This is a genomic window from Paenibacillus tengchongensis, from assembly GCF_008973665.1.
GTDB lineage: Bacteria > Bacillota > Bacilli > Paenibacillales > Paenibacillaceae > Paenibacillus_AQ > Paenibacillus_AQ tengchongensis.
Genome location: NZ_WACP01000008.1, coordinates 1 through 13,656 on the forward strand (window position 1 = coordinate 1; position 13,656 = coordinate 13,656).

The following is a 13,656-nucleotide window of genomic DNA, read 5'->3' on the forward strand; positions in this document are numbered from 1 at the left end:
TTTAGCTTGGCAGTCAAAAACAAATGTAAAAACATCCCTTTAGATACTTTAATAAACAGCATCTAATTACATGTCAGGGTTAATGCAACGCTAGTGGATTGTAACCACTTACATTCACCGCTTTCGGCAGAAACGCAGGGGGCAGCCTGTATTAGGTGGCGGAAATCCAACTAAACTTACAAAAACAAGAGAAATGGCGAAAATAAGTGGCTGAAATCGAATTAGCGGAAATTGAAACGGATATAACAAGGCACCGGCAGCGGTGTCTTGTTTTCTGTCTTCCGGATGGGGAGGCGGAGAAATTTTACGCATTGTGATAAAACACAACCATGGCAGATAATCTTTTCTTTTTTCACCAAAATACAATTCGGGATCGTATGTTATGATTCTTCACATAAGAGAAAACCAAATAGACGGGAGAGATCAGAATGATTATCGGAGTACCCAAGGAAATTAAAAATAATGAGAACCGTGTTGCCATTACTCCTGCCGGAGTCGTAAGTCTGGTAAGCGAAGGCCATAAGGTGCTGGTGGAAGCCGGCGCAGGCGTGGGCAGCGGCTTTCCGGACGCGGAATATGCCCAGGCCGGAGCGGAAGTCATTGCCGATGTTGCCGCAGTTTGGGCTGCGGAAATGGTCATGAAGGTCAAGGAACCGCTGGCGAGCGAATACGGCTACTTCCGTCCGGGCCTGATCCTCTTCACCTATCTGCATCTGGCTCCCGAACCGGCACTTGCCGCCGCGCTGAAGGACAAGGGCGTATTCGCCATCGGTTACGAGACCGTGGTGCATGAGCGCACACTGCCGCTGCTGACGCCGATGAGCGAAGTGGCCGGCCGGATGGCCGTGCAGCTCGGTGCGCAGTTCCTGCAGAAGAACCACGGCGGCCAGGGCATTCTGCTCTCCGGCGTTCCCGGCGTCAGCAGAGGCAAGGTCAGCATTATCGGCGGCGGCGTAGTCGGCACGAATGCGGCCAAGATGGCGATCGGCCTCGGCGCCGAAGTAACGATCATTGATCTCAGCGCTGACCGCCTCCGCCAGCTCGACGATATCTTCGGCGCACAGATCAGCACGCTGATCTCGAATCCGTACAACATTGCCAAGGCTGTGGCCGAGGCCGACGTTCTGATTGGAGCGGTGCTGATTCCGGGCGCCAAAGCGCCGAAGCTGGTCACCGAAGAGATGGTCAAGACGATGAAGCCGGGCTCGGTTATCGTCGACGTGGCGATTGACCAGGGTGGTATCGTCGAAACGATCGACCGGGTAACCACACACGATCATCCGGTCTTCGAGAAGCACGGGGTACTGCATTACTCGGTAGCCAATATGCCGGGTGCGGTGGCCAAGACCTCGACGATTGCATTAACCAACGTAACGGTTCCTTATGCGCTGCAGATTGCCGATAAAGGGGTGTTCCAGGCCATTGAAGACGATGCCGGCCTGAAGAGCGGTGTCAATGTAGCTAATGGCAAAATCACCTGTAAGGCCGTGGCTGATGCTCTTGGGGAAGAGTATTTCACGGTAGAGCAGGCAGTAGAACAAGAGTTCACTTTAATCTAGACCTAAGCGAACCGCATAGAGAGACGAGAGGGGTAGATTGGGTCAGCCCGGGGAGAGATCACCGGGCTGCTTTTTTGCGCTAAATTGAAGGTAGTCCGGTTCAAGAGCACTAGCGATAGATCAGACTTGTCCGGCAGCAGTTTGTGTTTTTTCACAACATCACGCCTTTTATGTCAGGTTTACTTTCATGAAATTGTAGTCAGCGGTGCCCCCCAAAGTCTATAATAAAATCACTCCGTAATTCATGATTTCGCTATTTTGCAGGTTGGGGTGAGCTTATGACAGATTTAGGGCGGGTATTCGACCGTTTTTTTGACAGTATGGAGGCCCTGGCCGACACGATCAGTGAATCGCTCCAGGCGCAGGTGACCATAGAGGACAGCAATCATCATGTTATCGGCTACAGCTCGCACCATTTTGAAAGCGACCCGGCGCGCATCTCCACCATTATCGGCAAAGTCGTGCCGAACACAGTCATTATCGGTCTGCGCAAGAAAGGGGTTATGCACCGGTTGGAGAACAGCATGCACCCCATCCGTGTTCCGGCAGTGATGGAGGTTGGCCTCGGTCCGCGCCTGGCCATGTGCATCAAGCATCAGCAGGAGATTCTCGGCTATATTTGGGTAGTGGACCGGGGCAATCTGGCCGAGGGGCAGGCTGAGGCGGTGGTGGAGAAGGCGGCGGGCATTGCCGGGCGTTATCTCATGAAACAGCGCGGCTGGAAGCTTAAGGAGGAGAAGACCCGGGAGGATTATTTCTGGAAGCTGCTTACTTCGCATTACGAAAGCGAGCAACGCATCCGCCAGGAAGCGGAGGCCGTCTCCATTCACCTGCCCGCAGGCTATAATATTGCGGTGCTGGAGAGCGGAAGCGGATTCGGCGAACATCTGGTGCAGAAGCTTCGGGACACGCTGGAGGCGTACCCCGGTCAGCAGCTCGTGCTGCTGACTGCGGAGCATGAACGGCTGATCCTGCTCTTCACGTCCCTGTTCGGCGCGGAAGGACCGGAGGCGCTCACCGCCTTCCTGCACAAGCTGCTGCAGGATATGGAGCGTAGCGGTAGCGTCCGGCTGACGGCAGGCTGCAGTCAGGGTTACCGGGAGTATGTCTCCGCCGCCGCCGCTTACCGCGAGGCACAGACCGTGCTGGAGCTGCGGAGGCTGCTGCCTTTCCATACCCGCCATTTGCTGCTGTACGAGGAGCTTGGCTTCTGGGCTTATCTGCCGGCCATACTCGAGAGCAAGCGCGGTGCAGGGAGGCAGAGCATCCTGCTGCGCCCGCTCCGCGAGCATGACCGGGAGCACAGGAGTGATTTCCTGAAGACCGTGGCCGTCTATCTGTCGCTGAACGGCAACCTGAAAGAATCGGCCGCTTATCTGCATATCCATACGAATACACTGATGTACCGGCTGAACAAGATCGCGGAGCTGACCGGCCACAGCCTCAAAGAGACCGATTACCGCACCTCGGTGTATCTCGAACTTCTGGTTGAGGAGACCGGGCGACTTAATGAATGGTTCTAGGAAGTAAATAAGGCAACCCGCTCTTCAGAAGAACGGGTTGCCTTATTTACTTTGGAGAATATTCCCTGTTACATTGCAGCTGCTTCTTCGATCATGGCCGCCTCGTTAGGATCGGCACTAACCAGCTTATTGTATACTACATCATCCTGAGCACTATTAAGCCGCTTTAAGGTGGCTAAATACCAGCGGGCCAGTTCACGGTTGGCCGGGTCGCTGTAATCCTCGCTAAGGCGGGCTTTAAAGGTGTTGACCGCCGTATCTGCACTTCCCGAGAACAGTTGAAGCTTGCCTGCACTAAGCACAAGCGGGGCGGGCAGGGCGGTGAGGTCATTATTGGCGTCGAGCAGAACCTGCCGGTACGCCTGAAGACCAAGGTTGAAATTGTATCTCATGGAAACTTCCTCTTGATCGTCATTGATCCCGTCACCGATTTGACTGCGTGTAGTCATCCCGAGATTTAAAGCCTGGGCTAACAAGGCGTTATACCAGTCCGCAGACCAAGGCTCAGGCTGCTGCGCCAAATCGGCATAGCCGTCTGTGAACCCGGCTTTGATCAGTTCGGCAGCGGAATTAGTGTCGCCTTCGATCTGCTTCATCTTCCCGATGCTTACAGCAATCAGAGGTGTAATATTGAAAGGACGCCCCTGCAGCTGCTCTTCCGGAAGGGTGGCTAAATAATCGATACCTTCCACGACATGCTGATAATGAGCCAGATTCTCGGTGAAGTATTGCTGCTGCGTGCTGGTATCGTTATTAATACGGGCGTCATTGCCGAGAGCAAATGCGCGGCTGATCATATTCTCATACCAGTTAATGTCCCAGGTAAACCGGTCAGCATTATCCGCGTATACCTTATAGGACTGCTCAGGCTGATTCAGCATGTCATAATAATTGATCAGCTGGTTAAGCAGCTGCTTGTTGTTCGGCTCCTGCTTAAGCGCACGCTCCAGGACCGTGTAAGCTTCCTGAGAATATTGCCCGTCCTGCGTCTGCTTGTACACCTGCTGATCCAAAGCGGAGAGCAGAAGGACCGAATCCGGGTGGGTTGGCCGGTAGCGCAGCGCTTTGCGCAGCGGTTCTGCAATTTCTTCATAGGAATTGCTGACCGCTGTTAATCGTTTGGCCTTAATCGAAGCATTGCTGGAAGTAATGGAACGGGTGGAGAATATCAGCAATGCAACGGCACACACAGCCAGCACGGCCAGATACCCGAGGCGAATCCCATTCTTGGTCCATCTGGCAGGCAGCGGCTTGCTGTGCATGGCGTTCGCCATACCGCCCAGTCCAAGGAAGACCAGAATGCCCATAAACGCGTAGCTCATATTGAAGTCAAGCAGACTGTGCACAAGAATCGACAAGGCAATGATGAAATAGAAGAATCCGTTAGCGAAGTCATCCTTGTCCCGCTGCAGGTAGCCGCGGATATATTTGTAGAAAATATAGAGCATGAAACCCATGAAAATAATGAAGCCGATGATCCCGACCTCGATCAGATACTGCAGGAAAAAGTTATGCACCTGGCGGCTGGTATACGGATTATTCTGGTATTTCTCATATAGGGCAGACCAGCCCCCGCCGCCGGCACCGAGCAGCGGATAATCCTTGGTTACTTTCAGGGCGTCCTTGTAGAAGGTGAAACGTTCCAGCACGCTGTGCTGGTTAAAGTTGATGTTCTCCAGCCGGGTTTCAATATTGTCCGGAAGCACCTTCTTTAAGCCGGTACCCAGCAGCAGGAAGGCAATCAGTGCCACCAAAGTTAAAGAGACGAGCGGCAGCCACAGGCCGGCGAGCTTGCGTCCGTTCCAGCCGCTCAGCTTACGGGTAAGCCAAGGGGCGGCAAACTTTTGAATCACCCAGGAGATGGCAGCGGTCAGCACCGAAGCGGCGGCGAGATAGCCCCAGCCTTTGGCGGCGGTGCCGGCATCGAATGCACTGCTTAGCTCTGTGCCGACATTGGTGATCGGGCTGATAACCGCCAGCGAGGCGAGTCCGGACACAGCCAGATGAACAATCCACAGAATCTGCTGGGTCGGCTTCAGCATCAGCAACAGCAGAATGAAGACCACCGGAAGCAGCACCAGTCCGCCGCGCGACAGTGTCAGCAGCAGGGAGACCAGGATGGGCACAAGCATAAATGAGTTAATCACGATGCCATACCATTTGCGGGAACGGATGACAGCGAACAGCGCCACAAACAGGAATGCCATCAGAAAGGCAGCGTATGTATTGGCGTACTGAAAAATCGAAGTTAAACGCAGCCCGTTCGAATCAGTCATCACGGCATCCAGGTAAATACCGTTCATTACAGTATTAGAGAACCAGCCAACCAGGCTTCCGGCCACCTTGCCCGCGCCAAGCCAGTTCATTAGACCGAAGGCGACAATGAAATAGGCGATGGTAAGCACGGCATTCTGAATAATTAGGTCAACGCGTTTATTTCTCAGTAAATATAGCGTTACAATAAATACCGCACCATAGGTGCTCTGAATGAAAAATAGGTTCATAGCATTATAGTGAGATACCGCGACGAAAAGAGACAGCGCATAGGTCAGCGGCAGCAGCAGACCTGCCAAGGCAAGAACATCCCGTTCCTCTGCAAGCCTGAACTGTTTATAAAAGGTCACAATCCATAGCAGCGTCAGCAAAGCGCCCAGCAGTGCAGCGATATACAGCGGCCGTTCAAAATCTAGCATTTGGCCGTTGAACAGTCCTACTTGAAACGGCGCCCAAAATAAAAATAAAATAAAAGCCACGGCAAGCATTAGAACAAAGGACGGCAATTTTTCGTCTTTAACCGACGAGGGATTCCTTTTGCCGTATACTGGATTTGGCAATGTTATAATCTCCTTTTTCTGTAGTCACGTTGCTATTTTAGCACACTGCTTTGGAAGTGCGCTACTGAACAAAGAGATTGCCAATTAAGCTCGAATATTACCGCACACCGGCCCCGGAATTCTAAATGAGGCCAAATTTGCACAAACCGCCGGCCCGACACGTACAATAACCTATCTTTTGTGAACTTATTACAGGAAGGGGCACAGCAGGATGGGATTTGGATACGGGCCGGGCATAAACAGCGGCTTTGAGGAAAGCATGCGTGCCGGAATCATTGCGACGGCCAGACAAATGGATGCAGGGGGAACCCGCTTCTCGACATTTAAGAATTCCCGCTGCAATCCGCAGTTCTGGGACCGGACGGCCGGCGGCGGATTTCAGTTGAAGGCCGGGGTGAAGCCCTCGGCGGCGATTGAGGATATTTTTATCAATGGAAGGCTGTACGCCTTCGAATGCGCCATGGCTATGGTGATGATTCTGTACAAGGCGACGATCGGGGCGATCGGAGAGGATGCTTTTAACCGCCACTTTACCGATCTATACCTCTGGGACTGGAACACCGATGACAATCTGCGGATGATCACCACCTTCCGCCGCGCGGACATGCGGCCCGGCGATATCGTCTACTTCAAGAACCCCGACCATGCTCCGGATAAGGACGAATGGCAGGGAGAGAATGCCGTTATGCTTGGACCGGACAGCTATTATGGCCATGGTCTGGGCATCAAGAATGAGTCGGAGATGATCGCTGCCCTGAACAAGGAGCGCGTGCCGGGCAGCCGCACCTCGGCTTATCTGACGAATGAGGCGCTGCATCCCGACTTTGCCTATATGCAGATGCTGGGGATGCGTTCGGCACAGCCCGGAAAGCGGACCCAAAATGCGCAGGACGCCATATTCTCGCGGATCGGCGTGCGGTCGTATATTTTCAAATAACTCAAGGGCTGTCCTGCATATCGCTGCGGTACTGGAGCGGGTGCTGTCCTGAGGTCTTTTTGAAGACCGTGCTGAAGTAGTGGGGGTTCTCGTAGCCGACGCGCTCAGCGATGTCCTTCACCTTCAGATCGGTTGTCCGCAGCAGCTCCTTGGCTTTGCCGATACGGATCCCGGTAATGTAATCGGTGATGGTCTCGCCGGTTTCCTTTTTGAAGATCAGGCTGATGTAATTGGGGGTCAGATACACCTCTTCCGCAATGCGGGCAATCGACAGCTCCCGGGCGTAGTTCTCCTGCACGATCGTTCTGATCCGGTGGACCGCCCGGTTGTTCTTGGACGAATTTTTGCCTGCCACATAGCTGCTCAACTGATGGAACAGCTCCTGCATATATTTCTTCAGTCCGGCAATGCTGCTCCGGGAGTACAGCCTATCCATAATGGCTTTGCGGGACTCCAGCAGCTGCTCGATGTCTTCGTCGATCTCATACAGCGTTCTGGCGGAAGTGAAGATCATCTCGGCGCAGATGCTCTGCACATAATCAATCTGCAGCCGCGGGCCCTCCAGCCGGCTGAACAGTTCCTCCAGCAGCTCCATGACCTTGTCCGTGTGACCTGCCTTGAGCTCATTCATAAACCCGGCATGGAATTTATAGAAGAAGGTGCTCTCCAGCGTCCCGGTCTCCGGTTGAATGTCCTTAATATGCAGAATCGAGGCATGCCCGGTATAAAATTTATGGACGAGCGCTGCAAGCGCGTCCTTGTAGGACGCTTCCAGTTCTTCAGGGGTGCCGCATTCCCGGCCGATGCCGATGGAGGCCTCCAGCCGCAAAGACTGCCGGATGCCGGCGATCAGCCGCTCGCACAGCTGCAGGGCAGACGCCGGTTGCTGTCCGTTCCGCCTTAGAACCAGAATGAACTCGTTCTCGCCGCGCACAAAATGGATGCCGCGCCGCTCTCCGCCCAGGCACTCTTCAATAATATTCTGCACGGAGAAATAGAGCAGCTGCTTGTGCTCTTCCGTAAACTTGGCAACCGCCGAGCGGTAATCGTCGAGCTGCAGCACGGCGGCGGTCAGCAGGTCTTCCGGACCGAAGGGGACGGCGAAGTAGGCGATTTTCTCGCGGATCTCCGGTTCGCCTTGGTAAAGGCCCGAGATGAGATTCTGGAGAAACTTCTCGCGGATCAGCGGCATGTTCTCCTGCAGCTGCCGCTTCAGCAGCTCGGCATTCAGGCGGCTCTCCCGTTCCTCAAGCGCCCTGGCCGTCACCTGGCGGAACAGCTCGCGGATTTCCTGCAGCTTCACCGGCTTCAGAATATACCCCTCGGCATTCACCTTAATCGCGTTCTGGGCATAGGTGAAATCCTGGGCTCCGCTGATGACGATGATCCGGGTCTTTGAGCCTGCAGCCTTCAGCTTCTCCGCCACCTGCAGGCCGCTGAGCAGCGGCATCATAATATCGGTAAACAACAAATCCGGCTGCAGTTCCATACACAATTCATACGCCTCTTGACCGTCAGCCGCCTCTCCGATGACCTCAATCCCGAATTCCTCCCGCCATTTGAAGGCCTGAATCAGGCTGCGGCGCGTAAACGGCTCATCATCCGCTACGATCATTGTCAACATCCTCTTTCACCTCATCCCATGTAGTCACCACCGGAAACCGGACGACAGCCAGGAGGCCGGTCTCAGCCTCGGTATTGGCATAATAATGGATACCATATGCTTCCCCGAAAAATTGCTGCACCCGCGTATGCACATTGCGGATGCCGTAGGACTGGTTGCCCGGCCGGGGGCCCGTCAGCAGCGCGTTCAGCTTCTCCGGATCGGCACCGACACCGTCGTCGAACACCAAGACGCATAGCGTCTCCGGTGAGGCGGTTACGCGGATGCGGATGCGCCCCTTGCCCCGCCGGCGCTGTATGCCGTGAATAATGGCGTTCTCGACCAGCGGCTGGATGCTCAGCTTGACGACCAGGCATTCCGCCAGCAGGCGGGGGTCGGTCTCCTCCAATTCATATTCCAGCTTATCCTGAAAGCGGAATTGCTGGATTTCCAGATAGCTCTCCACCTGCTTCAGTTCATCGCGCAGCGGAATGATGTTCTTCCCCTTGCTGAGGCTGTAGCGGAAGAAGTCGGACAGGGAAGTCACCATCTGGCTGATCTCGGGCACGTCGTGGTTGATGGCCAGCCAGTTGATCGAATCGAGCGTATTGTACAGAAAATGCGGATTGATCTGGGCCTGCAGCGTCTTCAGCTCCGCTTCCTTCTTGCGCAGCTCCGTAACGTACAGCTTGTCGATCAGCGCCTTGATCTGCTGCAGCAGCTTGTTGTAGCGGTCGAACAAATAGGCGAATTCATCCTTGCGCCGGTAGCGGATAATGATGTTGAAGTTGCCGCTCTCGGCATGGGACATGGATTGGATGAATTTGCGGATCGGAGCCGAGATATTCTCCGACAGCAGAAGAGCCATCATCAGTGACACGAGCATGCAGCTGCCGATGGCGATGTACATCACCCGCTGGAAGGAGGCCAGCTCGCCGTTCAGTTCACTGACCGGGGAGAAGGACAGGATGGTCCAGCCGGCGGCAATCTGCTTGTAGGAGACCAGCATGTTCTTTCCGTCCAGGACATGACGGAAGGAGTGCATGGTGCCGGAGTCCGCAGGAGACGCGCTTAGTTTGGCATAGTAATCCTGGGTGCTGATGTTCTGGCCGATCAGTGATTCTTCCGGGCTGATGGCGATCGTTCCGCTCTGGTCGGCAATATATATTTGGCTGCCCGGTGTCGGCTTGTAATGATCGAGCAGCGGGGAGAATTCCGTAAGCGGAATATCGATGGTCAAGAGCCCGATATAAGGCAGCTGGGCATGGCGTATCCCGAAGAGCCGCTTGGCGAATTTCAGGGTATAGCGCGAATCCAGCGAGCTTAGGCCGACGACGGTGAAATCGGACCTGGCCGGAATACTCAGGTACCAGGGCTTCAAAGAGATAAGGTCGATGTTATACACGCGGCGGGAGAAATTGTACTGGGTATACTCCGGGCGGTTCAGCATATAGAGCATGGTCACATAGCTGCTGCCTGAGGCTCCGCCGGCCGGGAAGTTCTCAAGAATTTTGTTCAGTGCGGCCAGCTCATTAATGATGCCAGTGCTGTCGGTAGGCCGGTTGGAGGAGATGAGATCGGCGAATTCGGAATTCAGATAGAGGGCGGTCATCGTGCTGTCGGCAGCGGCGAAGCGCTGGGCCAGATTATCCTGCACAAGATTCAGATTGTTCTCGATGGATGTGGTAACGTTGCGGGTGATGATCCCCGTCGACTTATTGTACACGGTAACCGAAATGATGGTGGTCGGGAGCAGAACCAGGAACAGAAAGTAGAGGATCAGGCGGCTGCGGATGCTGAAATTGTACAGGAAGAGCGTTTTGGACAGCGTATCAAACCATTTCTTCACTTGAATCCTCCTCTTTGCAGGGAAAATTCTCGCTTGCCATTTACCGGATGATATTGGAATATATTAAAGACTGGGAGAAGTTAACTATTAGTTGGTATCCATTGTAAGGCGGACGGAGTCAAGGTGTCAACGCGGGAGGTGGAGGGTTGAAACGCATTCTTTTTCTGATAACCGGACTGTTGGCCCTGGGAACGCTGCTGTATGCCATTGCCTACGACACCCCGCTGCTGGTGGAATTTAAGCCGAAGCCTGCCCCGGCAGAGCCGGCAAAGAGAGAGGTACGGATTGCGCTTTATGACTGGACGGAGAACCTGGAAGTGAAGAATGCCATCAATTCTTACAATAAAACCAATCCGGACGGCATCGAGATCAGCATTATGAATCTGTCGACCGACGCCTATGACGATACGCTGAATATGCTGATGACTTCCGGACAGGGTCCCGATGTATTCAGCGTGGACAACGCCTGGCTGGCTACCTATGTCAACAAGGGCTTTCTCGCCGATCTGAGCGGGGCGCTTCGCTCCAGCAGTCCGGACAGGTTTCCGGAATGGGCCAGGGAATATGCCTCCAGCTCGCTCTTCAAGGGCGGCATCTATTTCATGCCCTCCAGCATTGAGACGGTCAGGCTTATTTATAACAAGGCGCTCTTCCGCAGCGCCGGTCTTGACCCGGAGCGGCCGCCGCTGACCTTCGGGGAGATGGAAGAGGCGGCGGAACGGATCAGCCGGGCAGGCGTCGGCGTAAATAAATACGGTTTTGCCCTGGCGGCGGGTGACAGCCAGTACAGCCTGCAAACGGCACTGGAGATTTCGGGTACTTACAGCGGGGTGTATCTGTACAATTACCGTACCGGACGTTATGACCTGAGTGTATATGCGCCTTGGCTGCAGATGCTTGTTCATATGCGGGAAGCGGGCAGCCTGTATCCGGGAGAGATGCTGCTGAAGCGGGGGAGTGCGCTGCGGGAGTTCGCCGACGGTAATATCGGGATGCTGTATGTGACCAGCAAGGACTACGTCAAGCTGCAGGAATACAGCCCAAAGGATGACTGGGGCGTGGCGATGCCGCCGGTTACGGAAGCAGGCAAGCGGGGCGCCGGAGCGCTGATGATGATCCCCCATTCCCCGCTTGTGGTTAATGCGGCAGCGGGCGATACGAAGGCGGCGCTTAAAGTCTGGAGTTATCTGCAGTCGGAGGAATTTCTGACCATCCTGTTCCGGCAGGCGCTGGCTCTGCCGGTGGTGGACGGAATTCTTGACCTGCCGAATCTGTCGCCCGGCATCGGGCGGTTCAAGGAGTTCTATCCGACCGGCGCCGAATCCATGTATCCGCTGACCCCCCAGATTACCGACCAATATGATCCGAGTACGGTATCGGTTGAACCCCGCGACTCGGGCGAGCGCCCGAGGATGCAGCTGTATCTGCAGATCATCGCCGGGGAGAAGCCAATCATGGACGGCTTACAGGGCGAAACGGAGCGGATGAACCAGATGCTGGATATCGCCGCAACGGGTTATTCTTTCCGGCAGGCTGAGTTTGTGTACCCGGAATTCAATCCGGCAAGGCCGCTTGCCGGGGAGAGCCTGGCGAAGCAAAGGGAAGGGCAGGACTAGGGGATGAGCGGCAAATGAATGTAATAATGCGGTATATAAGTTAGAGATATCAGAGGGGACCGTTCAGCTGCGGCTGAGCGGCCGGCCGGGGGATGTGATTTCGTTGGTTGATTACTTCAAATTGTTTGCTGCCGTGCATTTGAAATTCTGGTATCTGTCCGTGGCAACCGCCGTCTGGTCCATTGCGGCGTTTGGCATCCTGATGCCGCTGCTGGCCTGGGGGTTGTCCTACCCTATCGGCGATGTCCCGGCCGTTACTGCAATGTATGTCCTCTCGCCGGTCCTGGCTTCGCTCCCTTTGCTGATTCCGAGCCGGGAGATTGCCGCCCGTTATGCTGCTGCAAGCAGGGGCCGGTATAACCGTAATGTGCTGTTCCTGGTGAATCAGCTGATGGCTGTAATGGCGCTGGCGCTGTGTGAAGTTGTGTTATTGATTGGCGTCAATCCTTAAAGTGCGATTAGAGTGCGGTGAAGACCGACGACTATAAAACATTTAGGAATGGGGCTGTCCTTCTGGACAACCCTTTTTTGCGCTGGAAATAAGCTTAGCTGCACTTCGTACATTTAATACACCCCGAAATCCTGCCCCGAATAAAATAGCTGTGTCCGCTTCCAGAGGGAGGTCATTTCCCCTGCAAGAGGCGCCCTGTTTTAGTATGGTGTATCGCGTTTGTGCGAGTAACCGGGCGGCAAGCCATGCTCCTCCGCTATTATTTCCTCTTGTCCGTCCACACCCCTGATACACCGCAGGAATATTACTATACTAAATCTTTTAACACCCTTGTGTGCTGCTAGATTTAATCATTTATTCGGGTGAAGGAGTGAATTGCAGGAATGACATTCTTATCAACAGGGCCGATCGAGAATAATATTTCGTCCTTGACGGGATTAAGACCGACCCAAACCGTGACGATCCGGGTGGACAACCGCAGTGATGTGGAGGCATCAAGTGTACTTATTCAAGGCTATTATATGAGCGTTACCCGAAACCTGTATGTCAGCCAATTTCTGAATGTGGCACCGAACCAGGTGATCAGCTTGGATTTCTTTGCAGACCTGGATGCTATTGAGTTTCTGTTTACCACGCCCAGCGAAAGTCCGCTGGATGATCCGGTGCAGATTTCTTTCTGGGGTAAAAATAGTGCCGGTCAGCTGGTCACCGCGCACCGTGTGGTCTCGGCGGAATTATTGGGTGAGTCGTTCGGAGCTACCGGTGCCACAGGTGCGACAGGAGCACCGGGAGCCACCGGGGCCACGGGAGCCGGTGTGACCGGAGCTACAGGTGCGGCAGGAGCAACAGGTGCCGCAGGCGCTACAGGAGCGACCGGAGCCGCAGGCGTGACTGGTGCAACTGGAGCGACAGGAGCAGGAGTGACAGGAGCAACAGGCGTAGCCGGTGCAACAGGAGCCACCGGGGAGACCGGAGCCGCAGGTGCAACAGGTGCGACCGGAGTCGGCGTAACTGGAGCCACCGGTGCGACCGGAGCCACCGGGGAAACCGGGATAGCAGGTGCTACAGGAGCAACCGGCATAACTGGAGCGACTGGAGCAACGGGAGCCGGTGTGACCGGGGCCACCGGGGAGACCGGAGCAGCGGGCGTGACCGGAGCGACCGGCGTTACCGGAGCAACCGGGGAGACCGGAGCCGCAGGTGCAACAGGTGAGACCGGAGCCACCGGGGAAACAGGGGCAACAGGTGCCGCAGGTGCAACAGGTGCGACCGGAGCAACGGGAG

General features: G+C 54.9%; 8 protein-coding genes and 1 pseudogene. 6 read left to right on the forward strand and 3 right to left on the reverse strand.

The window, feature by feature from the left end:
* The first annotated feature begins 428 nt into the window (after positions 1-428).
* A complete protein-coding gene (gene ald / locus F1381_RS14335; RefSeq protein ID WP_151735541.1) occupies positions 429-1,559 on the forward strand; it encodes an alanine dehydrogenase in 1,131 nt (376 codons plus the stop codon).
* Positions 1,560-1,837: 278 nt separating this feature from the next.
* The gene (locus tag F1381_RS14340; RefSeq protein ID WP_151735542.1) at positions 1,838-3,082 is read left to right on the forward strand and encodes a PucR family transcriptional regulator; all 1,245 of its coding nucleotides are present in this window, start codon (positions 1,838-1,840) and stop codon (positions 3,080-3,082) included.
* A gap of 68 nt (positions 3,083-3,150) precedes the next feature.
* Here the strand turns inward: F1381_RS14340 and F1381_RS14345 are convergent, their stop codons facing one another.
* Positions 3,151-5,775 carry an O-antigen ligase family protein gene (locus tag F1381_RS14345; protein WP_246188034.1) on the reverse strand — a complete coding sequence of 875 codons (2,625 nt, stop codon included), beginning with the start codon at positions 5,773-5,775 and terminating at the stop codon, positions 3,151-3,153.
* A gap of 352 nt (positions 5,776-6,127) precedes the next feature.
* On the opposite strand from F1381_RS14345, the gene F1381_RS14350 reads away from it, so the two are divergent.
* Positions 6,128-6,853, forward strand: coding sequence for a protein-glutamine gamma-glutamyltransferase (locus F1381_RS14350; RefSeq protein ID WP_151735543.1), 726 nt, complete (start codon positions 6,128-6,130; stop codon positions 6,851-6,853).
* A gap of 1 nt (position 6,854) precedes the next feature.
* On the opposite strand, the gene F1381_RS14355 is transcribed toward F1381_RS14350, so the two are convergent.
* Together F1381_RS14355 and F1381_RS14360 are read right to left on the reverse strand one after the other, a co-directional pair.
* Positions 6,855-8,468, reverse strand: coding sequence for a response regulator (locus F1381_RS14355; protein ID WP_187355355.1), 1,614 nt, complete (start codon positions 8,466-8,468; stop codon positions 6,855-6,857).
* Positions 8,452-10,305 carry a cache domain-containing sensor histidine kinase gene (locus F1381_RS14360; protein ID WP_151735545.1) on the reverse strand — a complete coding sequence of 618 codons (1,854 nt, stop codon included), beginning with the start codon at positions 10,303-10,305 and terminating at the stop codon, positions 8,452-8,454. The genes F1381_RS14355 and F1381_RS14360 overlap by 17 nt, the downstream gene beginning before the upstream one ends.
* A gap of 146 nt (positions 10,306-10,451) precedes the next feature.
* On the opposite strand from F1381_RS14360, the gene F1381_RS14365 reads away from it, so the two are divergent.
* The 3 genes and pseudogenes from F1381_RS14365 to F1381_RS28865 all read left to right on the forward strand — a co-directional run.
* A complete protein-coding gene (locus tag F1381_RS14365; RefSeq protein WP_151735546.1) occupies positions 10,452-11,921 on the forward strand; it encodes an ABC transporter substrate-binding protein in 1,470 nt (489 codons plus the stop codon).
* Between the two features lie 139 nt (positions 11,922-12,060).
* On the forward strand, positions 12,061-12,372 hold the full coding sequence (locus F1381_RS14370) for a hypothetical protein (RefSeq protein ID WP_187355356.1): 312 nt from the start codon (positions 12,061-12,063) through the stop codon (positions 12,370-12,372).
* A gap of 383 nt (positions 12,373-12,755) precedes the next feature.
* A pseudogene (locus tag F1381_RS28865) lies at positions 12,756-13,656 on the forward strand (collagen-like triple helix repeat-containing protein); the annotation flags it as partial.